Genomic DNA, 23777 nt, shown 5'->3' with positions numbered 1-23777 from the left:
CATTTCATTAAATAGAATTTCTATCTATAAAATGAAATGGTTTTTTTTACTTTCCCTTTTTTCTTATCCATAATCCTGCGGGCCGCGGTTTCAATTACAACCTGACCATCTATTGAAATACAGGTGATTTACAGTAATTTTTTAAGGCCTTCATTCTAGCATATACACCTGTAACATCCCCTAATTGAAATTCTTGATTACGAATCTGATGTTCAAGCTTTATCAAATCAGATTCACTATTAGTTACAAAAAATAGCGGCAAGATAGAAATTGTTATGGATAGCTTAATACGTTCAGGACTAAATATTACCAGTACCATATTCTCCCTACTCCACCACTTTACTAGGCTCAAACCCGATTCTATAAGCTTGTGCCATAACCTTACTACCTTCTAGTATTTCAAAAGGTTCTTCATAGACTTCCCATAATTTAGAAATACTTCCTTCTTTGTCTATAATTTTGTATCCTAAAGAAGCTCCCTCCGTTGAACAAGTAAGTTTTATCAAATTATTTTCAATGGTAATTTTCGGTTCTAAAGCTACTGGTTGATTATCTTCTCCCCTCCATAATTTGGTGATCAGCTCCCTTTCCGGTAGGTTAGGTTGATCTCCTATAGCATAGAGCCATCGGTCCATTTCTATTCGTAATTCTTCAAGCTTACCTTTATAAATAGGGTCTTTTGCCAAATTGTTCACTTCGTACGGATCGGTATTACAATCATATAATTCTTCCGCATCCTTTTGCTCTCTAAACCAAAGGGCTTGAATACTATCTAGACTTCCTTCATCCCGTAGTCGCAATAATTCTTGCATGGTAGGAATCCTTTCCCGGTATTCAACAGGCAAATAATAACCTTGATTAGGTCTATAGTTTCTAATATATTTAAATTGATCATCGCGTACAGCTCGAATTGCATCCGTAAATCCATCAAAACGGTCTGCTGCACCATGGATATATTCGCGTTCTTTTTCTACCTTATGTTCTCCTAAAAAAGCCTGGCCTTGTAAATAACTTGGCAGTTCAATTCCTGTTAAAGAGAGTAAAGTAGGTGCAAAATCCACAAAACTTAGCAGTTGGTTATCTATAGTTCCCGCATGCTGTTTATTAGGAAACCTAATGATTAGAGGTGTGTTTAATCCAGAATCGTATATCAACCGTTTTTCCCTTGGCAATGGCCCTCCGTGATCTCCATAGAAAAAGATAATGGTACTTTCTAAAAGTCCATCTTCCTCCAATTGTTTTAACACAGCACCAACTTGCTTATCCATTTCAGCAATGTTGTTGTACATCTTCCACATATCGCGACGCACCTTGGGCGTGTCCGGCAAATAAGGAGGAATGTAAAATTTGGTGTCTTTTAAAAGATGAACAGGTGTTTCCTCTTCCGTCATGCGGCCTTTTTTCCATTCATAGTTTCTATCTCCTGAATGATAATGTCTCGTTTCCGAGTTTCTAAACCCATAAGGTTCAAAGAGTCCAGACTCATGTGTATCCGTAAAGTTGAAAACAGAAAAGAAAGGTTGGTTTCCGTTTCTATTTCTCCAATGTGCATAAGAACTACTTTCATCCCATGCCGTTTTGGGTGGTGTAAACTGATAATCTTCTTTATCATTATTAGTACAGTAGTATCCATTTATACGAAGTAGCTCGCTAACCATCCGAACCTCTGCTGGAGGAGCCGCCCCGTAAGATGGCAAACCTGTCTCCACTGTATAGGATGTAGTCCGCATATGATTAGCTCCAATACTAGACGGATACATTCCTGTAGTAATAGCTGCTCTACTTGGGGCACAAACCCCAGAAGTTGAATACATATTAGGATATACAACTCCTTCTTTAGCTAAACGGCTTAGATTAGGGGTTACAATTGTTGAGTCTCCAAAAGAAGGTATATACGGACCCATATCTTCTGTAACCAACCACAAGATATTAGGCCTCTCGGGCAATTGCGTTTCTGAAGAAACGGCAATTTCTTTTCCGGCTTTTTTATTTTTTGTTTGGCATCCAATTATAAATATAAAAACAACACTAAAGGACAGTAAAGTCCGCAGGAATGCGATATAATTGTTCATCTTTAAGATTTTATTTTAACGCTTGTCTCTTTAAGACGTAAAAGTGGTAATTGCTTCTTACATTTTAATTGTTCACTGAATATAACCAATAAACTATTTAATAAATAACCTTCCACAACCAAATATAACTTCTCCAGCCGTTTTACCTGTCCTGTACTATGCCGTAGTCGTTTCTCTTCAGTTTTAAATTGTATTAAATTCCGTAGATTAAAAGAAATCGTTATAAATAGTTCATAGGCTGTTTTATATTGGATAATGTAAAATAAAACAAGTGGGGAAAAATCTTTCTATGCAATTAAAAAGAGACTTTTATCATGTAATTTCTCTTAAGAAAGATTTATTTTTAAACTTAAATCAACCAATACCACACAACAAATGATCATATTGGGTCTTAACTATTATTTTCATGATTCAACGGCTTGTATAATAAAAGACGGAAAATTAATAGCCGCTATTGAAGAAGAACGATTAAACAGAGATAAACACACCCAAGCCTTTCCTGTAATGGCCATTGAACGTTGTTTAAAGTTGGCCCATATGTCATATGAAGATATTGACCATATTGCGGTTTCCATAAAACCATCTACCAATTGGAAACAAAAATTAGTATTTCTCTTCAAGCACCTAAGTAGTTTCATGCCTTTTATAGGTCATTATCTTGTAAATGCCTACGCAAAACAACGTCGTTTTTGGATTTGGTACGGACAACATTTTAAATCAAAGGAAAAAGGTCCAAAGGTACATTTCATAGAACACCATCTTACTCACGTGGCGGGTTCATTTTTTGTATCTCCTTACGAGGAGGCAGCTCTTTTGGGTATTGATGGCTCTGGTGAATGGGCCACCTCTTGGCTGGGTTTTGGAAAAGACAACACGGTAATCCGTTTTGAACAGAGCTACTTTCCGCATTCCTTGGGCTCGTTTTATGAAGCTGTGACGGAATTTTGTGGTTTTAGACCTAATTACGATGAGGGAAAAACAATGGGATTGGCTCCTTTGGGCAACCCGGATACTTTTATCAGTGAAGTAAGAAAACTTGTTACCGTAGATAAAAGTGGAAAAATTAATATTGACCTGAGTTATTTTAATTATCAGCATATTGTTGGCAAAAGATGTTCTGATAAATTCTATAAAACTTTTGGCAGGCCACGCGCACATGGGGAGGAATTTGAACAACACCATAAGGACGTCGCCGCAGCTTTTCAAAAAGTATTGGAAGAGCGTATTCTAGAAATATGTGATATCCTTTACCAAAAAACAAAAGCTAAATTTTTAGTGCTCTCGGGCGGCGTATCCTTAAACAGCGTTGTAAATGGAAGAATCGTCAGAGAAAGTCCATTTGAGGATATCTACGTAATGCCAGCTGCAGGAGATAATGGAACTGCCATTGGAGCCGCCTATTATTTATACAATGGCATTATGGGCAATGCCCGAAACTTTGTACACGATAATCCTTACGTAGGATCAAGTTATACCAATGAAGAAATTAAAAAAATTATTGATGGCGCTAAACTAGAAGCTGAGTATATAGATGATATTTGTCAGAAAGCAGCCAATTTATTAGCTAAAGGAAATATAATAGGGTGGTATCAAGGTCCTATGGAAATTGGTCCAAGAGCATTAGGCAGCCGAAGTATTTTAGCAAACCCGGCCTTTCCCCAAATGAAAGATAAAATTAATGCCGAAGTGAAGTTTAGAGAGGCCTACAGGCCTTTTGCTCCCTCTGCGCTTGTAGAATCATATAAAGACTTTTTTGATTTGAAAGTAGAGGCTCCTTTTATGCTGAAAGTTTGCAATGTTTTAGAGGACAAACAACATCTTATTCCTGCCATTACACATGTTGATGGTAGTGCTAGGTTACAAACCGTGAGGAAAGAACTGCATCCAAGATATCACGAAGTCATTAAAAAATTGGGGGAAATAACGGGAATTCCCATTGTACTAAATACAAGTTTTAATATTCAAGGAGAACCTGTTGTAGAATCACCAAAAGATGCGCTACGGTGTTTCTATTCTACAGGACTGGATTATCTGGTTATAGGTAATTACGTATTGCAAAAGCGTAACGACTCCTAATTACGAGCACTGCTACACTCTCTAATGGTGATAAAGTTTATAAGTTAAGATGAGTACCTATACATCTTCTTCATTACATCATAAAGTTCTGGATGCTTCCTTTGAAAAATATCTGGCTTATTGAAAAAATACTCGCTTGCTACACTTAAAAACTCTACTTGACTGGTAGCACCATAAGGATTGATATCTGAGTCTCTTTCCCTAATATTATCAATCTCTTGGTGCATTAATTTTAGCCAAGGAGCCACATACTGTTTCTGCATAAAACTTTCAGGAATGCCATCTACTGCTCCATCTGCCATATCTATTAAATGAACAAACTCATGAATGCCAACATTGGATTTGGAGTTTTCATTTGCAAAGCCGGCATGAAGCGCGGGAAGTGACAAAATCATTAGTCGATTCATATTTCCCGACCCTACCTTGCCTAAAATATTTCGGCCCTTACCCTGGGTCTGATTGTCCTCATTAAAACTTCCTTCGTAAAGCAATACCTCATTAATGTTACGGTAGCGCAATTCCGGAAAACCAAACAACGGAATAACCGCACTAGACGCCACCAATAATCGGTCAGTATCACTGATTTTAATCTTCACTCCGGTAATAGTGACATCATCAAAAAAATATAATATTTCCTCCTCAAAACGAAGTTTATCCCTTGGAGACAAATCGGCATAAAAAGATACTTTTTTATTCAATATATCCCGCCATTTTTGAGTAAAACTCTTTAAATCAACCTTCTTTTCGTAGAACCATATGCGCCAAACGAGTAGTGCTACTAATAGCACAAGGGGAAGAACAACAAAAAAATTTGCGGACATAATTTACTTTAAGGAGATTGGATTACTTTGTTATACGAACAATTACTTTTTCTAGGGTCAAGCCCTGTACAATTATAGAACAAATTACCACTAAATAAGTTACGGGCACAATATAATACCATGAAACATCTGCCGGCAAGGATAATGCCATAGCTATTGAAATACCTCCTCTAAGTCCGCCCCAGGTCATCAATAATGATGTTTTAGAATCAAAAGACAACCATTTTCTTAATAGCATAATTAATGCACTAACAGATAAGTATCGAGACACCACTACTACAATAGCCGCTAAAACCCCAACCAGTATTAGTTGTTGTGTAAATGGAATTAAAACAATTTCCAAACCTATGAGGACAAACAGAACTGCGTTCGTCAAAATATCTATTAACTCCCAAAATTTATCTACATAATCTACAGTGGTCTCTTTTTTCTCCTGACGATATGTTTTGTTCCCAATAAAAAGTCCGGCAACCACCATACTGATAGGACCTGAAACCCCAATTTTTCCCGCCAAAGCATAACCGCCCATTACCATACCTAAGGTAATGAGCACTTCTGTTTCGTAAGAATTAATCTTTGAAATAGCCTTATGTGCAATACGTCCTAAAGCGTATCCGAATAGCAGACCTCCCCCAATTTCTACCAAAAAATTCTCTGCGATACCCAACGGTTCAATTCCATCCAAATTTCCGGCATTGGCAAACTGCAATAAGGTCAAGAATATTACAACTCCTACGCCATCATTAAACAAGCTCTCCCCTACTATGGTGGTTTCCATTGATTTTTTAATACCTACTTTCTTTAAAATCCCCAATACAGAGATAGGGTCTGTGGGTGATATAAGAGCACCGAACAAAAGACAATGTACCAGCGGCAAAGGCATACCTATTTGCTGCAAAACCCAAAAAAATATACCTCCTACAAACGCAGTGGAAATCAAGACACCTAGACTGGCAAAAGCTACAATTTTCCATTTCTGGGATTTTAGTTCATTAATGTTTACATGGACTGCTCCTGCAAAAAGCATAAAACTCAATAACCCATCCATCAACAGTTTTTTAAAATCGATGGAGCCGACAATTACTTTTTCAAATTTTATTAGCTCGGGAAATAGTTTGGACAGCCCAAGTATTATTAAGGAAAAAACGATGGAGATAATCATGGTTCCTATAGTCGTCTGTAATTTTAAGAACCGGAAATTTAGGTAAGCGAAAATCGCCACCAACACCATAAGTATACTAATTATAGTAAATAAATCCATGTCGTAAATTAAGCTATTAACAATTACATTACCGCAACTATTATATCAATAAAACAAAAATACAAGCTCAATGTTAACTTCATCAGAAATAGTTTTAACAAAAAAGTTCATTTGGAGGGAGATTCAATTATTTAAAACTCCAAACAGTTTAAATAACTGAAAGTCATATTACTTTTGCACGCCTAAACTTTGTACAACTACTAAGTTCGTTGCCCCGAATTGAGTAGTCACAAAAAACCCAGCAAAACATATACTGAAAACAGGACATATATTCTTGCTGGGGTTCTTGTAACAAAACTTACAAATAATAATCAAGAGTAAGAAGGGATAATTTTGTCTTAATCTCTAAACTTAATATTCGTTAATCTTTGGTCATACTTTAATAACCATTCTTTTATTTTTTTGGCGGAGTCTTCATGATTCTTGGAAGAGTAATAGCTGCCGTCAGGAAGCTCGATCCAAAGCGTCAATAAAACTCCATTTTCAGAATAATTAGGGGCAAAACGCGTGTGTAACATTATAGATTTCTCTTCTAATATAGGTAATTCTACATGCTCACTCTCAAACTCTATATTACCTTCCTTAGCGGAAACCAAATAGGTCTTACCTTTATGTGCCTCAATAAATTTTTGCCATTGATAGTAAACATTAGCTTCATTCTGCCCGATAATATTGGCCGTGAAACTAGTTGCCATTTTGTTGAAAGGCATATTTTGTTCAATGATTTCATAAGGATTTTGAGCATGTACCCTTGGTGCATAAACAAACAACACTATACATAATAAAAATACTTTCATGATTTATATAAATTGAGTTATAATTCACTAATCAATAGACCGTATTTTTTAAAAAGAATGGTATTTAAATTTTTGCCCTCCTACAGAAACCTTTGCCATTAATCCAGATTTTGGTAATGTAAAAACGGCAACACCATTTTTATATTTAGCATTGGCAGCTACACCAGACTTTAAAGCTACTGCAGAAATTTGAGCTGAAAATTCAAAATTATCTTCTTTAAATTCCGCCACATCATTCTCATTCTCAAAAAAGATAACTTCAATTACTGCTTGACCTCCTGCTTGAAATCCTACATCTATTTTTTTAAGATTTACCATTCCTTTTTCTAATCCTTTTTCATACAGCACTCCATTGCCAGATGCAGCCCCTACTACAAAACCACCTTCACCAACATTAGGAAAGATGACATAACCCGCTGAATTTTCAAAAAAAGTACTTATAGCATTGTCTGCTTTTACCAATTCTTTTTTCGCCTCAACCGCATCTTTAATAATTTTTTTATCCCTCCTAGTTTGGGCAGATGCCGCAAACGTTATACTTAACATGAGTACCATCGTAATTAGTTTCATTTTCAATAATTTAAGTTTATAATAATTCTCTTTTAATTAATAGGATGGCTACACCTAATTTTATAAGTAACTAGTACGATTCTATACGCCCCATAGTCCCAACAATTACGGTCAACTCAAATGTTTTTTTGGTATCCTTCCCATTCGTATATGCTAACCTAAGTTTATCTTCTCCGGTTCCTACTGTTTCAAAATTAAATTCAAAATCTGTAATTGACCCATTGGATTCTGCGGTTATCGGTTCCGAAAGTTTAATGTGATTGTTGGCTGATACAATTTGCCAGTTATATTCGGGAAAACCTTCGCCTTGCAAAACAAGTTGAAAACCATCATCTTCCGTTAATTCAATTGTAGACCCATTATCTGTATCGGTTAAAGGTCTACTACAACTAACTGCTATAAGTAAAACTGAAAAAAATAAAACTAGTCTTCTTTTGATCATCGCATTGTTATATAAAAATTGTAACACTAGACTCAAAACCAAATGTCTCCAGTATTAATTGCATACTAAGAAGACAAAATCCTTATTGCGTTTTAGTCTTTATTTTTCGCCTTTTGTGGGCACAACCAATAATGGAATTTTAGTATGCTTAACTATTTTAACGGCCGTATTACCCAACAACCCATTTTCTAATGAACTATGGCTATGCGTACCTACTACCAATAAATTAATATTGTTCTCTTTCACATAGTCCAAAATTGCTGTGTGGGCATCACCTGTTAAAACCGCCGTCTTTATATTTTCACCTCCCAAGTGGGTCGCCGAATCCTCTAAAAATCTAGAAGCACCATCTTTTAACGCGTTTACCACTTTCAAAGAACCAGTAATGAACGGACTGTTGTAGCCCATAAAAGGAGAATAATCCATTGCGTAGTAAGAGGCGTCAGCAATAACATGAACCAAAAAAACGTCCGCACCCAAGGCCTTGGCATAATCATAACCGGTTTCCCCTACTTTCTCAGCCGATGGATTGTAATCTAATGCAATACATACCCTTTTCATAACTTATGATTTTTGAAATTCAATAATCAAAACTATGCTGTTTTAATTGTTGATGAACTGATTTGAGTCAGGTTCCTAAATTTTATGTTCTTTTTAGCATTTGAATTTTTTCTTCTAAGAATTCATAATGCTATAGATTAAGTATAGTACTCCATAAAACGTTTTAAACTTGCTGAAATAAAGAGGTTGAACAATAGTGACGAACAAAAAAAACCTCGTAAATCATATGATTTACGAGGTTTTTAAAGATTTTGTCGGGATGACAAGATTCGAACTTGCGACCTCTCGACCCCCAGCCGAGCGCGCTACCGGGCTGCGCTACATCCCGAAATTGGTTTGCAAAAATATAAAAGTTAGGTAGATATTCAGCAATCTTTTTTGAAAAATACTAGAGCCAACTAGTCTAGACTCTCCATCCAACCAAACAATAGCTCGGGCCAGGTTCGCAAATAGTTGTCTTTTAACCCCAAACCAAAGCCATGGCCTCCTTTGGGAAAAATGTGTAGGCTTGCAGAAACATTGTTCTCTACCAGTTTTTTGTAAAAAACCAAGCTATTTTCTACAGGAACAGATTTATCATCAGTGGCATGCAACAAAAAGGTAGGCGGTGTATTGGCCGTTATTTGTTTCTCATTGCTAAAACGTTCAACTGCCCCCGACTTAGGTTTTTTTGTCAACAGATTGTTCTGAGAACCTTGATGAGTTGATGTTTCGTTAAACGTAATTACAGGATAACAAAGTACCATGAAATCTGGCCTTGCACTTAAATTATCCGCTTCATCAATTGGTGAATAAACATTTTCATTAAAATGAGTTCCTAAGGTAGAGGCTAAATGTCCGCCAGCCGAAAAACCCATAGCCCCAATTTTATTTGGATCAATATTAAAATCCTCAGCTTTGCTCCTAACCATTCGCAAAGCACGTTGCGCATCTATTAAAGGAACATCTTCTTGTTTAGTCTGAGAAATTGCCGATGGTAGCCTGTACTTAACTACAATGCCCGCAATACCTTTACTGTTTAAAAACTTTGCAATATCGGTGCCTTCCCAATCATATGCCAATATGCGATATCCTCCTCCGGGAAAAATAACAATCGCTTCTCCTGTGGCATTCTTTTTTGAAGGTAAATACACTTCAATGGTTGGCTCTTGAACCTTACTTATTCTTAAAATATCTTTTATCTCGTGAACTTCCTTTTCATCAGAAACAACATGATTAGGTATCTTATCTTTTGGCCATAACGGCATTATCGTATCTTGTGAAAATACATTTACACTCATTGCGAATACGGTTAGGAATATGAATTTGTTCATGGCAAATATTCGTTAATTACAATCCCACTTAAAGTTAGCAATCGGGTACTTATGCGCTCCATTTAAATTATAATGCCACCATTCTGTTCTGGTAGACCAAAAACCATGCTTTTCCATTGTTTCTTTTAAGAGTTTTCTATTATCCAACACCTCTTTTGGTAAATCAAAATTATCATGATACGCCCGTTTTCCGAAGAAATCAAAATCGGTTCCCATATCTAGTTCTTCTCCATCCAATGACTCCAAAGTAATGTCTACCGCGCCACCTTTGTTATGAATAGATCCTTTTTTAGGATTTGCGACATACTGAGGATTTGGGACTATTTTCCACATTTTATATTGAACGGAATTAGGTCTGTAGCAGTCAAAAAATTTAATTCGTACACCGCTCTGTTTGAAATCTTCATTCGCTTTCAACAATGCCTTTGCCGTTATGACACGGGTATAGCATTCTGCACATTCATAGACTTGTTCTTTTAGAAAATTATTCTTGGTGGCATACCTCATCTCATATGCAAAGCCATCACTAAAATCGGCCAAGCGAACGAATGTGGTATCCTTCAATTTTTCAAATGTTCGAAAAATATTTTTGGGTGTTTTTTTCTCTTTAATAACGGTATCTTGTTGCTCAACAGCTACTTCTTCCTTTTGTTCTATTTCATTTTTACCCTTAGGGTTTTCACCACACGAAACAAAAAGCATCAATAGGAAAATGGTACTAAAAAATTTCCTCATAAAAATAGTTTATCGATAGTGTATCATTGTTACATCTATCTCTGAAAAAAAATTAAACCAACCTGGTTTTCAAGTTTTGTGCAAGTTATTACTTTCTTGCAATAACAATTACCCAATCTTTCTCTTTTTGCCCATTATATGCGGATAATTCTACACTATTGGGTTTGGTGATTTTCCATCCTTCGTTTTGTTTATCAAAGAGCATTCCTCCTGCCTTGGGGTCATAAAAAGCAATAGTAAAAGCGCCATCCCCTATAGCCAAATCCGTAGTTTCATTTTTAGGCAAATACACTACGTAGATCTCATCTTTTGTAGCAAAACAGTATGCTTTATCATTGCTCAACAACTCGTCATGATTTTGCATTGTTTCGAACGGCAAATGGTCTTCAAAAAATTTTCTGGCATTATTACTAATATCCCACCACGCATCACGAGCCCTAAAATCCTCTGCCGAAATATCATTATTTGGAACGTCTGTACCACCAAAATACCAGGAAGTTCCCGCCGCGCCAGACATTAAGCTGCCCCAAAGGCTGCTGCGCATAACCATATCATGATTATTATTCGTTGCCGTATCCGTTGTAACACCAATATCCCAATGGCCAATTTCATCTAAATACACTACCCATGGCCTCTTCTTTTTAACGGATAAATCCAACCATTTTTTCACTTCTTTATGTACCTCCGTGGTATCATACATCTGTAAAGAGGGAATTTCAAATGTTTTATAGCCCAACATAGGAGTAAACGTTTCTTTAATGGGGTCCAATGGCCTACCTTCTCTACGCTCTCCGGTAACCCTTACATGATTATGAACTGCAATTGGATGCTTATAAGGGTCTATTTTACGAATGTAGTCCGCATAAGTCTTTAACTGTTCCGGGCTTCGGTTGGTTTCTTCTCCTAAATTCCAGACTACACCTAAATGATGACCAAAACGAGCTACTAATTCTTTATAAAAAAGTTTTCTTTCCAATCCTAGTTCCCCTTTGTTTAGTATGGTATCGTTTTCCGTTTCTTGTGTAAATACGTTCATGGCCATACCCAGCCTATCCATATGGGTAAAAACCATTTCCCATTGGTCCAATTTGCTTACATCATATCGCGTTTGCTTATTGTGCGCTATCCACGGCCAGACATCATTGCCATCTCCGTTCTCGTTCATGACCAGGAAGTAAAGGCTATTCATACCTTTCCCGGATAGATAATTAAGTGCACCTATAATACCTTTTCCATTATAAAATCCCCAAACCGGATCTGAGTCTTTCCAGTCATCTACATGGGCGGCATATTCATGTAAGCCCTCCTCTAGGGTTGGTGTTGCAGGGCCTCCATTATCATACGTACCATCAAATTCGGAAAAGGCCAAAAAGTTCTCTGGACTACCAACTCCATTTTTTAAGAAAGGTTTTCCCGTTTCACTTTGCTTGAGATAATGAGTGCCATTGTAAACGAGCAAGCCGTTGCTATAAAATCCGCTTGCGGTAGAATCTATAGGCGCAACTTCAAAACTTCCATTTACATTCCAAATACTTTTATTTTTCTTAGGTAAAGTGAATTGTTTAACGGCTATGTTTTCACCTTCCATCAGATAAGCATTAAAATCCCATTTCCCCGTTTTACCAGGGGAAAATTTAACTCGCCATTTATTTCCCGATGTTGCACTTGAATTTGCTGCATCTCCATCTGCAGCAAAATAACCATGAACATTGTATGTGGTGTCTTTATTAGAAAAATTAACAAGTAATGAATAATCTAAAAAAGGATTTAGAGAGTCCGTTTCCGATACTTCCGGCCCTTCAAATGTTAAGGTTATTGGATGCCATTTTTTTAGGGTACCCTCAAGTAGATAATTTCTGTTGTTTTCTTTTTTTGCACACGAACTCAGCATAAAAACAAGTGCGCTGATAAGCACAAAAAACTTTATTGGTCTGTGGGAACACATAAGTAGCTGTTTGATTTAAGCGACCATAAGGTAAGTATTTTTTAGTATCGGTTATATAAATGCTCTAGTAATATTCAGTACTAATGGATAACTAAACCACTCTTAAATACCCGGAATACAAAAAGTCTAACTTTTATGATTTTTAAATTATTTGTAGTTTTTTCAAAAAACAAAGCCCCCTATCTTTTCAGGTAAGGGGCCTTCTATGAAATACTACTATAAGATATTATTCCAAACTCTTTAAATAACTTAAACTTTGAGGCACTTGCTCTACAACACTAGAAGATTCATCTTCAATAAACATGTACTCTATACCCAATTCTTTGGCTTCAGCAACAATACCGGCAATATCTACTTGCCCCTGACCTAAAACCACATTGGTTTCATGGTCTTCTTGACCTGTATTATTTCCTTCAACCCCTTTTTCCATATCCTTTAAGTGAAGTAAAGTGAATTTAGATTTGTACTTCTTCATCAACGCCAATGGGTCCGCTCCACCGTGTTGTGCCCAAAACACATCCAATTCAAAAGTGTAATCCGTGGCATTTTTGATCATATAGTCGAACAAAGTTCCATCTTCATACGGGCGAAATTCATATCCATGAGGGTGATACGCCAATGTAATACCGTTCTCTTTTAGAAGTTTGCCAGCTTTATTGAATACTACGGAAGCATGCTTGGTCTCTTCTAAATCCCACTTATTGTTGTCATGAGGAACCCATGCACACATTACATACTTTGCTCCATATGCTTTTGCATTTTCCACAACCTGTTGTGCGTTGTTTTCTAAATCACCAAATTTAGCTCCAACACTCACCACATCAAGACTATTGGTTTTCAGAAGATTCTTAAAATCCTCTAAGGATAAACCGTAAGTTTCCCCACCTTCAATTTTTGTAATTCCCCAACCTTTTATGGTCTCCAGTGTTCCTGGTACATCGGTTTTAAACTGATTACGTAAACTGTAAAGTTGCAAACCAACTTCCTGTGCCGATAGCGATACCGTAAAAAAAGCTGCTGCGATAAAAACATTGATTTTTTTCATTTTCGTATGTATTAATTAAAAGTCGATAGCCATTCTGAGCCAGACTCGCTTATGTTAGTAAATTGCCTTTCTCATCCCATTCGGCAATGTCGTTACGTTTACTTTGGTCTACACATTTTGCTATCCACTCTGGATCATAAGCAACTCCGTGTTTCTTGAGAACATCATCAGGAACACCGTCCCAAACGTTTGGTGAATTGCCCTTGTAGCCTAAATCTGCTAAGCCCACTTTAGAGGTATAGTAACCGGTAACTACCAAATTACGCATCAAGGCAAAAAATTGAATTTCCAGCGGTTGATTATCCAATGGCACCTCCAAATCCTGGTTGCAAATCTGGTCTAGAATCTGCTTCTGTTGCTCTAAAGTAGCACCTTTGAATTCTATTCCGTTATCCGTATTCGACTTGTGATCTAACCACATCAGACCACCCAATAATGTATTCTGCATATCGGGCATATCCTTTCCTATAAATTCTATGAATTCGGGAACATTAGCCTCCAATGGGCCTCCATGTGGTTCTTTAGGAGGAAGAATTACCGTACTCAGAACAGCAATAGTTTCCATTTCATGCGCATTGAACAATTCTTCCGCATTCAATTTCTCTATGCGCTCCAATTCTTTGGGCGTCCTTCCAAAATAATTGGTATCCGTGGTAACGGCTGTTTCCGGTACTGCAGGTTCTCCGCCTTCGGTCTTGCATCCATGAAAAGCGATTGCACTTGCTCCGGCCCCCAATATCATGGTCTGTATACTCTTTCTTCTGTCCATTGCCTTTAGATATTTTGTTGTTTGAGTTGTTCAATAATGTAATCCGAAGCTCTCCATGACAAGGCCAATATGGTCCAAGTACAGTTCTTATCCGCTTGAGAAACGAAAGGTCCTGCATCAACTATGAAAACATTGTCTACATCATGGAGTTGATTGAATTTGTTAGTTACCGAAGTCTTTGGGTCGTTACCCATTCGGGTGGTTCCCACCTCATGGATAATCTCGCCTGGCGCATGAAGGCCGTAGTCCTTGTCCTTGCCAGGTTTGTTCAAATAGATTCCGCCCATATTATGCGAAATCTCCTCGAAAGTATCCTGCATGTGTTTTGCCTGACGCACTTCTATATCGGACCATTTATAATTGAACTTTAGAACCGGTATTCCGTAATCATCTACCGTAGTAGGGTCTATCTCGCAGTAGTTTTCCTTTACCGCAAGACCCTCTCCTCTACCACCAAAACCTATAATAGCTCCGTAGTATCTCTTAACATCATCGCGCAGTTTATCTCCATACCCGCCAGTAGGCTGCCCCACCAGTTTATTAAAACTGTCTTGGTCAAAACCGAAACCGTAGTTGGGTTGCCCCATTCCTCCCCAAACTTCAATGTGATATCCCCTTGGGAAATCCAAACTCTTATTATCTCCCCACCAAGGACTATAAACATGCATACCTCCTACACCATCTTCATTATAAGAAACATCACGATCCATTAAATCCGGAACAAAAGCCATACCACTACTACCCGTTGAATCATGCAAATATTTACCTACTAGATCACTACTGTTACCCAATCCGTTAGGATGCTGCTTACTTTTACTATTCAAAAGGATACGTGCAGAACTACATGCCGAAGCTGCCAATACTACCACCTTTGCCTTTAATTTATATTCTTTTCTGTCCTCTTTGTTAATGTAAGATACGCCAGTGGCCTTACCTTCTGCATTGGTAGTAACCTCACGTACCATGGCATTGACATACAACTTGACTTGCCCTCCGCTTTTCTGAGCCGGGAAGATCAAACAACTTCCTGCGGAGAAATCCGCATATACAGAACATGATCGGGAACACTGACCACAATAGAAACAAACCCCTCGTTCATTATTAATTCGTTTCGTAAGCATGGAAAGCCTTCCCGGTATTACAGGTATCCCCGATTTCTTGGCTCCTTTTATGTAAAAAAGTTCGTGTAATCTTGGTTTTGGTGGCGGAAGAAAAAAGCCATCCGGGTCGTTCTCCAAACCTTCATTAGTTCCGAAAACTCCAATTAGTTTATCTACTTTATCATAATATGGTTTTACGTCATCATAACCTATTGGCCAATCCTCACCATGACCGTCACGGGTCTTCCCCTTAAAATCTTTTGGTCCAAAACGGAGAGAGATCCTTCCCCAGTGGTTGGTACGCCCGCCAAGCATACGTGAACGCCACCATTTAAAACTGGTACCCGCTTCAACGGTATAAGGTTCTCCATCCACACTCCAATCGCCGTATGACATATCCCACTCCCCAAAGGCACGCGTGGTACCCGCACCACGACGAGGGGAATCATAAGGGTTCTTTAATTGAGTCATTGTTTTGGGGTCCGCTGGGTCAAAGAATGGTCCTGCCTCAACCACTGCCACCTTCAATCCGGCATCCGCCAGCTGCTTGGTGGCCATACCGCCACCTGCCCCAGAGCCAACGATGATCACGTCATACTCTTCGGGGTTTTCTTTAATCTGCATATGTTGTTTGTTAGTTTGTTTGCACAATTTAAAAATAAAAAGTGTTTGTCTACCACTTTTTTAACACTGGGTTTTACTACTATTTCCGCAACTAAAAGTTTTTTAGTTGATTCAGTGCTTCATTTACTGTCTTTACAGGTAGCTTACATGTGGTATTCTGACAAACGTATATAAACGTGCCCTCATCAACATAACGATCTTTAAAAAGAGGAGCATCACTCTTAATTTTACTTCCTACTACCAACGCATTCGGTAATTGAATTTTGTTTAAAGCCTGTATCAAAATGTCCGCGTCTTTACCAACTACTGCAATCTCAAAATATGGGTAGGTATTATTTAATAAAAGTGCATTCCATTTGGAATAGCTCGGTGCATTTTCCGTAATGGCCGAAACCATTGTAGAAAGCATGCGCTTAGACTTTTCCATATATTCCGTATTATATTCCAAATGGCCCAATTGAAAAAGGTTATGAGCCATTACCGCATTTGGAGAAGGGAGCACGCCATCATCTGTTTTAATAATTTTTGCAATTAGATTATTACCTTTATTATAATGGTACATGCCCGAAGTTTCATCTGCAAATTCCAACGCAACTATACCGTTCAATTCTTTGGCAAATTTTAGATAATTTGTATTTAAAGTTACCCCATACAATTCTAGCGAAGCATCTATCATAAACGCATAATCTTCAATAAAACCTTCTTTACGCTGGCTTCCTTTTTTAAAGGTGTGTACAAGCTTTCCGTTTTGATAAGAATTGGATTTTATGAAAGAGAATACACTTTTGGCCCTTTCTAAAAATTCATCCTGTCCAAAGGCTTTATAGGCGTCCACTAGCCCATTAATCAACAGAGCGTTCCAAGAGGTTATAATTTTGTCATCACTTCGTGGTCGTACCCTTTTACCTCTGGCTTCCAGAAGCTTTTTATTCCATTCGGACTTTATGAAATTTAACTTGCTCTGTTCCAGCTGATGTTCTTTTATGAATTCAGCATCATTGATCTTTCGATGTAAAACATAATTACCATGCTCCCAAACCGCTTCTTTATTTACATTGTAGTAGGAAGCGAAAAGTTCAAAACCATCACCTAAAACCGACTTCAGTTCGTCTTCTTTCCACACATAAAATTTACCTTCTTCGCCTTCGCTATCCGCATCCAAAGCCGCATGGTACCCACCATTTTCATCCTTCATTTCCCTATCTAGAAAATCGACAGTTTCCCATACTACATTTTTATATGCATCGTCTTTAAAAACGGTGTATGCTTTGGAATAAAGACTAAGTACTTGAGCGTTATCATAAAGCATTTTCTCAAAATGCGGTACTTTCCAAAAGGCATCTGTACTGTATCTATAAAAACCACCGCCTATTTGATCATAAATGCCCCCAAAGGCCATTTTATCAAGTGTAGTTTTAACATGCTTCTTTACTTTATCATCCTTTGTTAAATCTGCATAATTCAATAAAAAAATTAGATTTTCGGGAATCATAAATTTTTGAACACCTTTCTCTCCGCCTTCTTCCAAATCCCAATTCTGACTCCAATTTAGAACACTGGTCTTTACGGCATCCTGGGTTATAGATTCAAATCCTTTTGCCGGCTCCACGAGATTAGCCTCCGCAATACCAGCTGCTACCATATCTGAATATTCCTCAGCCTTTTTGGGGTCGTTTTTATAGAGCTCGCTTATTTTGGTCAACACTTTTGTCCACTGTTCTTTGGTGTGATATGTACCACCATAAAGCGGCTTCCCGTTTGGCAAGGTTATGACATTTAAAGGCCAACCTCCATTACCTGAGATGAGTTGCAAAGCGGTCATATATACTTGATCCACATCCGGGCGTTCTTCACGATCTACTTTAATATTAATAAAGTTCTCGTTCATAACTTTCGCGACCTCTTCGTTTTCAAACGTTTCATCTTCCATAACATGGCACCAATGGCAAGAAGAATATCCAATACTTATTAATACCAACTTATTTTCCTTTTTAGCATCTTCCAATGCTTCTTGGCTCCAAGCCCTCCAATTTACAGGGTTATGTGCATGTTGCAACAGGTAAGGACTTGTCTCTTGGGCAAGAGCGTTTGTATATTTATGCGTTTCCATTTCTTGCTTGGTTTTTTGCTCTTTGCAGGAAGTTATAAAAAGAAAAGCCAGCATGGAAAAACCGGTTATCAATCTTGAAAATCTTAGGGTCATAATACTCTTATTACTGCACGGTACTAATATAACACCGCACATTTATATTAAAAACTAAATGTTTACCGTCTACTCACTTATAAAAGCTGAAGCCGGTAAACCTGCAGCATTAAAGAGATTTGGCTCTGCAACATTATCCCATGCGAACCTTACATGTAATGGGGCCTTTACTTTTTTGGAAGTTAAAATAACGGTATTCCCTTTGATTTTCGCTTTCGCGGGATGATATATTCCATCTGATCCCGCAATCTCAAAATGAGTTATATTTTTATCTTTTGATGTGAGTCCGTCAGCGTGATCAAAAACCACTTCAATTTTTTTCCATTGTAATTTCACCTCCTTGAAAAGCGGCCCATACACCTCTCCTTCGTAACTATTATAGGTCTCTTTTAAAGCTAAATTTGCCAAACGCAAGCCAACATCTTTTTTATTTGTAGGGTGAATATCATTGATTGTGGCAATATCGCTAACCACTACCATTCCAGAATTTGGTATAGTTTTCATTACTCGCCTCTGTACATCTCTAATCCGTACACCCTGCTCCGGCCCACTGTAATTAAACGGAGCTATCTGCACGTAGTAAAACGGGAAATCATATTCCCATGCTTTTCGCCATGAACCCACCATTTTTGAGAAAAGCTTACCGTAAAGTTCATGACGACTGACATTAGACTCCCCCTGATACCAGATAGTTCCCGCAATTTTAAAAGGGGTAATCGCATGCACCATTCCATTGTATAAAACAGAAGGAGCAACGGGACTCCATGGCACTTCTTCTATAGTTTCTGCGGAAATTTTTAAATCTTCATTCTCATCAAAAACTGATTTTGCAGTCCATACCTCAGCAGGAGAACCACCCCAGGCATTGTCTATAAGACCAATAGGAACATTGAGTTCTCGCTGTAGTCTTTGTGCAAAAAAGTAAGCAATAGCACTAAATTTTTTCATTGTCTCAGGGGTACAGGCTTCCCAAGAACCTATTATATTTTCTTGTGGACTATCTGAAGTTCTTCTGGCAATTGTAAAAAACCGAATGTTAGGGTAATTGGCATTTTTAATTTCCTCTTCTCCGTTATCAATTCCTTTATTGGAAGTGGCACTCCACTCCATATTAGACTGTCCAGAAGCCACCCAAACCTCTCCGATCATAATATTTTCCAATGTGATTTCATTTTCACTCCCTTTAAATTCAATTTCATAAGGTCCTCCGGCTTCAGGAGTGTCAATTTCAATTTCCCATTTTGCATTTATTGTAGTTTCAATAGCATAGTCTTCGTTATCCCAACTGGTATGAATAGTAATTTTTTCTCCAGTATTTGCCCAACCCCAAAGCAAAACTTTTTCGTTTCGCTGTAGTACCATATTATCGGAAAATATATTAGGGAGTTCAATTTTTGCCCATGTAGATTGACAAGTCAAAGTCAATAAAAAAGAAAGAATTAAAAATCTAGATTTCATATAAAAACAATATTATTTTGATCAAGTTTTAAATATACCATTTTATTAAAGTACCTCCATAATATGATGCTAATTGTAATGATTTAAATATCTTTAGAAAGCGAACCTAACAAAAGACCGATGCATACAAAAAACAGTTCTTTCAGTAGAAGAAACTTCATAAAAAGTACTTCTAGTTTAATCGCGATCTCTTCTATTGGGGCCTATGGTTTTGATTACACATCAAAGGATAAAGTATTAAGAGTAGGGCTTATAGGAACGGGTTGGTACGGCAAAAGCGACCTTTTTCGTCTTATGCAAGTAGCAGATGTTGAAGTGGTATCCCTGTGTGATGTAGATAAGCATTCGCTCACTGAAGCGGGCAATTTAATAGCCTTAAGACAAAAATCCAAAAAAACACCCCGTCTTTATAGCAACTATAAAAAAATGCTTGCGGAAAAGGATTTGGATATTGTTTTGGTAGGAAGTCCAGACCATTGGCACGCTTTACAAGGAATAGACGTATTGAAATCAGGAGCACACCTCTACCTTCAAAAGCCCATAAGTGTTGATGTCGTGGAAGGCGAAGCTTTGGTTGCCGCAGCCAACAAATATGGAAAAGTCATTCAAGTAGGAACACAGCGAAAGAGCACACCGCATTTAGTGGAGGCTAAAAATAAAATTGTAGATGCAGGACTATTGGGCAAGATATCCCATGCCGAAATTTGTTGCTACTATCATATGCGTGCAAATGGTAATCCGCAAGTACAACCTGTTCCGGATTTTTTCGATTATGATATGTGGACAGGCCCTGCTCCACTGCGCCCCTATGATGGTCTGCCCCACAGAAGATGGTGGCGTACATTTATGGAATACGGAAACGGAATTATGGGAGATATGTGCGTTCATATGTTAGATACCGTTAGATGGATGTTGGACCTGGGGTGGCCAAATAAAATTAGTTCTACTGGCGGTATTTATGTTCAAAAGGATGGTAAATCCAACATTTCAGATACCCAGACCGCCATCTTTGAGTTTGATGAGTTGGACTGTATTTGGAACCATAGATCCTGGGGAACACCAGCAGACCCTGAATACCCCTGGTCATTTAAATTATATGGTGAAAAAGGTACATTATCCGGAAGTGTTCAAAAATATGATTTTGTTCCTCATGGTGATGGAAAAAAAATACATGGCGACGTACTTTATGAAAGGGAGAAATATCCTGAAGACCTTACCGAAAAAGATATTGAATTACACGCTGCACCAGCTACACGCGCTCATATGATAAATTTCTTATCGGCCATAGAAAACAAGACCCAGCCTATAGCCAATATTCAGCAAGCTCATATTTCTACAGCTAGTTGTATTCTGGCAAATATGGCAATGAAGCTTGAAAGACCATTGATTTATGACCAAAAACAAATGATTGTGGTAGATGATCCCGAAGCCACTAAATTATTAAAACGCAGTTACAGAGAAGGTTGGGAACATCCACATCCTAAAATGTTTAAATAATTATAAGTTAGCCATCAGAAACTTACATTTCATTCATTATAATTTTTACTAAAAATGTATGTTCACGGTAAGGCTTTCTTAAACTAAGCCCCATACATCGATAATATTCTTATTTTTAAATAATTTTGAGGCGGATGTTACCCATGTAAGGATATAATTCTACATCTTTGTCGCCAATAAATAAAAACCATTAGAACTCAACATTATGAAAAAATGTTTGATTACAGGAATTACAGGTCAAGATGGAGCATACTTGGCAGAATTCTTATTAAAAAAAGGATATCAAGTTCACGGACTAAAAAGGAGATCTTCTCTTTTTAATACAGACCGTATTGACCACTTATATCAAGACCCACATGTGGAAGGTAGAAACCTTCATTTACATTATGGTGATATGACGGATAGTACCAACCTTATTCGTCTTATACAAGAAATTCAACCAGACGAAATATACAACTTGGCTGCAATGAGCCACGTTGCTGTTTCTTTTGAAACTCCAGAATATACTGCAAATGCAGATGGAATAGGTACTTTGCGTATCCTAGATGCTGTACGTCTTTTAGGTTTGGAGAAAAAAACCAGAATATACCAAGCTTCAACTTCTGAGCTATACGGGAAGGTACAAGAAGTACCTCAATCGGAAACCACTCCGTTCTACCCTCGTAGCCCTTATGCTGTAGCTAAAATGTACGCGTACTGGATTACGGTAAATTACCGTGAAGCTTACGGAATGTATGCTTGTAACGGTATACTTTTTAATCATGAATCTCCTATTCGTGGGGAAACGTTCGTAACTCGTAAGATAACAAGAGCTGCTTCTAGAATTGCATTAGGTCTTCAGGATAAGGTTTACTTAGGTAACCTTGATGCAAAAAGAGACTGGGGCCATGCTAAAGATTACGTTAGGATGATGTGGATGATTCTTCAGGCCGATGAGGCAGAAGATTGGGTAATTGCCACCGGTAAGACTACCACTGTTCGTGATTTTGTAAAAATGAGTTTTGCTCACGCAGGTATTGAAATAGAATTTAAAGGTGAAGGTGTTGACGAAAAAGGAACCGTAGTTTCTTGTAGCAACCCTGATTACCAAGTAGAAATAGGAACAGAAGTTGTTTCTGTTGATCCACGTTACTTTAGACCAACAGAAGTAGATTTACTTATTGGTGACCCAAGTAAGGCAAATAATAAATTAGGATGGATTCCTAAATATGATTTGAAGGACTTGGTTGAAGATATGATGCAAAGCGATTTAAAATTGATGAAGAAAGACACCTATTTAAAAGAAGGTGGCTACAGAATCATGAACTACTTCGAATAGCATGAACAAGGACGCAAAAATTTATATTGCAGGTCATAGAGGACTTGTTGGTAGCGCCATTCTAAAGAAGTTAAAAGCAGATGGGTTTTCAAATTTTGTCTTGAAAACCCATTCTGAACTGGATTTGACTGATGCTAATGCAGTTGCTTCATTCTTTGCCGAAGAAAAGCCAGAATATGTTTTTCTTGCTGCGGCTAAAGTGGGTGGTATCGTGGCCAATAATACGTACAGGGCAGATTTCATTTATGCAAACCTTATGATTCAGAACAACGTTGTTCACCATAGTTATGTGAACAATGTAAAAAAACTTTTGTTTTTAGGTAGCACATGTATTTACCCAAAAGAGTGTCCGCAACCCATGAAAGAAGATTATCTTCTTACGGACACCTTAGAGTATACTAATGAGCCTTATGCGATTGCGAAGATTGCGGGTATTAAATTATGCGAAAGCTATAATTTACAATACGGAACAAATTTTATTTCCGTGATGCCTACAAACCTTTATGGCCCTAATGATAATTTTGATTTAGAGAAATCGCACGTGTTGCCTGCCTTAATCAGAAAAATGCACTTAGGCAGGGCATTAGAAGCTCAAGATTGGGATAACGTTCGAAAAGATTTGAACGAACGTCCAATTGAAGGTGTTGATGGAAAATCCAGTGAATCTGATATTTATACGATTCTTGAAAAATATGGTGTTAAAAAGACCGATGACAAAATAAGTGTAGAGATTTGGGGCAGTGGAAAACCAATGCGCGAATTCCTATGGTCTGAAGATATGGCCGATGCCTGTATTTTCATCATGAAAAGTAGAAATTTTGAAGACACTTATTCTTCCGGAGAGAAAGAAATCAGAAATACCCATATCAATATTGGTACCGGTAAAGACCTTTCTATTCGTGAATTAGCCGAAGCTATTAAAGATATGGTTGGTTTTGAAGGTGATTTAAATTTCAACGCAGACAAACCGGATGGCACAATGAAAAAATTGACAGACGTCTCTAAACTTCATGGATTAGGATGGAAACACTCTATAGACCTTCAAGAAGGTATTGAAAAAATGTACAGCTGGTATCAATCAGTATAGTCATTGAAAAACAGATATATCAAAATCCCGCTAAACTTTGTGTTTAGCGGGATTTTTATTGTAAAAAAATATAGGAGTATAAA

At 37.6% G+C, this 23777-nt stretch carries 19 protein-coding genes and 1 tRNA gene; 4 read left to right on the top strand and 16 right to left on the bottom strand.

Annotation, left to right across the window (positions count from 1 at the left end; translation table 11 throughout):
* Positions 1 to 326: 326 nt before the first annotated feature.
* Positions 327 to 2072: a sulfatase family protein gene (locus KO521_RS04180; RefSeq protein WP_215938658.1), complete on the bottom strand. Its 1746-nt coding sequence runs from the start codon at positions 2070 to 2072 to the stop codon at positions 327 to 329.
* Positions 2073 to 2447: 375 nt separating this feature from the next.
* Here KO521_RS04180 and KO521_RS04175 point away from each other — a divergent pair, with 375 nt between their 5' ends.
* Positions 2448 to 4148, top strand: a complete 1701-nt coding sequence (locus tag KO521_RS04175) for a carbamoyltransferase family protein (RefSeq protein WP_215938657.1) — start codon at positions 2448 to 2450, stop codon at positions 4146 to 4148.
* A gap of 44 nt (positions 4149 to 4192) precedes the next feature.
* Here KO521_RS04175 and KO521_RS04170 read toward each other — a convergent pair whose 3' ends face one another.
* The 15 genes from KO521_RS04170 to KO521_RS04100 all read right to left on the bottom strand — a co-directional run bounded on the left by KO521_RS04170 (position 4193) and on the right by KO521_RS04100 (position 19792).
* Positions 4193 to 4969 (bottom strand): zinc-dependent peptidase, encoded by a 777-nt coding sequence (locus KO521_RS04170; protein WP_215938656.1) that lies wholly within the window; start codon positions 4967 to 4969, stop codon positions 4193 to 4195.
* Positions 4970 to 4991: 22 nt separating this feature from the next.
* Positions 4992 to 6230: a cation:proton antiporter gene (locus KO521_RS04165; RefSeq protein ID WP_215938655.1), complete on the bottom strand. Its 1239-nt coding sequence runs from the start codon at positions 6228 to 6230 to the stop codon at positions 4992 to 4994.
* Between the two features lie 338 nt (positions 6231 to 6568).
* On the bottom strand, positions 6569 to 7027 hold the full coding sequence (locus KO521_RS04160; RefSeq protein WP_215938654.1) for a hypothetical protein: 459 nt from the start codon (positions 7025 to 7027) through the stop codon (positions 6569 to 6571).
* A gap of 48 nt (positions 7028 to 7075) precedes the next feature.
* Positions 7076 to 7597 (bottom strand): YSC84-related protein, encoded by a 522-nt coding sequence (locus tag KO521_RS04155; RefSeq protein WP_215938653.1) that lies wholly within the window; start codon positions 7595 to 7597, stop codon positions 7076 to 7078.
* A gap of 70 nt (positions 7598 to 7667) precedes the next feature.
* Complete coding sequence (locus KO521_RS04150; protein ID WP_215938652.1) at positions 7668 to 8039, bottom strand: hypothetical protein; 372 nt, start codon at positions 8037 to 8039, stop codon at positions 7668 to 7670.
* Between the two features lie 99 nt (positions 8040 to 8138).
* Positions 8139 to 8600: a universal stress protein gene (locus KO521_RS04145; RefSeq protein WP_215938651.1), complete on the bottom strand. Its 462-nt coding sequence runs from the start codon at positions 8598 to 8600 to the stop codon at positions 8139 to 8141.
* Positions 8601 to 8854: 254 nt separating this feature from the next.
* Positions 8855 to 8928 (bottom strand) — tRNA-Pro (locus tag KO521_RS04140).
* A 70-nt stretch (positions 8929 to 8998) separates the two neighbouring features.
* Complete coding sequence (locus KO521_RS04135) at positions 8999 to 9913, bottom strand: alpha/beta hydrolase (RefSeq protein ID WP_215938650.1); 915 nt, start codon at positions 9911 to 9913, stop codon at positions 8999 to 9001.
* Positions 9914 to 9925: 12 nt separating this feature from the next.
* Positions 9926 to 10648, bottom strand: a complete 723-nt coding sequence (locus KO521_RS04130) for a M15 family metallopeptidase (protein ID WP_215938649.1) — start codon at positions 10646 to 10648, stop codon at positions 9926 to 9928.
* Positions 10649 to 10736: 88 nt separating this feature from the next.
* Positions 10737 to 12593: a DUF5060 domain-containing protein gene (locus KO521_RS04125; RefSeq protein ID WP_215938648.1), complete on the bottom strand. Its 1857-nt coding sequence runs from the start codon at positions 12591 to 12593 to the stop codon at positions 10737 to 10739.
* 226 nt (positions 12594 to 12819) lie between these two features.
* Positions 12820 to 13638, bottom strand: coding sequence for a sugar phosphate isomerase/epimerase family protein (locus tag KO521_RS04120; protein ID WP_215938647.1), 819 nt, complete (start codon positions 13636 to 13638; stop codon positions 12820 to 12822).
* 49 nt (positions 13639 to 13687) lie between these two features.
* Positions 13688 to 14407: a gluconate 2-dehydrogenase subunit 3 family protein gene (locus tag KO521_RS04115; RefSeq protein WP_215938646.1), complete on the bottom strand. Its 720-nt coding sequence runs from the start codon at positions 14405 to 14407 to the stop codon at positions 13688 to 13690.
* 5 nt (positions 14408 to 14412) lie between these two features.
* Positions 14413 to 16131, bottom strand: a complete 1719-nt coding sequence (locus KO521_RS04110) for a GMC family oxidoreductase (RefSeq protein WP_215938645.1) — start codon at positions 16129 to 16131, stop codon at positions 14413 to 14415.
* A 91-nt stretch (positions 16132 to 16222) separates the two neighbouring features.
* The gene (locus KO521_RS04105; RefSeq protein ID WP_252729846.1) at positions 16223 to 18334 is read right to left on the bottom strand and encodes a thioredoxin domain-containing protein; all 2112 of its coding nucleotides are present in this window, start codon (positions 18332 to 18334) and stop codon (positions 16223 to 16225) included.
* A gap of 69 nt (positions 18335 to 18403) precedes the next feature.
* Positions 18404 to 19792: a sialate O-acetylesterase gene (locus tag KO521_RS04100; RefSeq protein WP_215938644.1), complete on the bottom strand. Its 1389-nt coding sequence runs from the start codon at positions 19790 to 19792 to the stop codon at positions 18404 to 18406.
* Positions 19793 to 19912: 120 nt separating this feature from the next.
* On the opposite strand from KO521_RS04100, the gene KO521_RS04095 reads away from it, so the two are divergent.
* The 3 genes from KO521_RS04095 to KO521_RS04085 all read left to right on the top strand — a co-directional run bounded on the left by KO521_RS04095 (position 19913) and on the right by KO521_RS04085 (position 23694).
* On the top strand, positions 19913 to 21289 hold the full coding sequence (locus tag KO521_RS04095; protein ID WP_215938643.1) for a Gfo/Idh/MocA family protein: 1377 nt from the start codon (positions 19913 to 19915) through the stop codon (positions 21287 to 21289).
* A gap of 205 nt (positions 21290 to 21494) precedes the next feature.
* Entirely contained in the window at positions 21495 to 22607 is a 1113-nt protein-coding gene (gmd, locus tag KO521_RS04090) for a GDP-mannose 4,6-dehydratase (RefSeq protein ID WP_215938642.1), read from the top strand.
* A gap of 1 nt (position 22608) precedes the next feature.
* Entirely contained in the window at positions 22609 to 23694 is a 1086-nt protein-coding gene (locus KO521_RS04085) for a GDP-L-fucose synthase family protein (protein ID WP_215938641.1), read from the top strand.
* Positions 23695 to 23777: the final 83 nt, after the last annotated feature.

It is taken from the genome of Zobellia uliginosa, from assembly GCF_018860745.1.
GTDB lineage: Bacteria > Bacteroidota > Bacteroidia > Flavobacteriales > Flavobacteriaceae > Zobellia > Zobellia uliginosa_B.
Note: the sequence above shows the minus strand (reverse complement) of the source record. Positions and strands in the feature narration are given on the sequence as shown.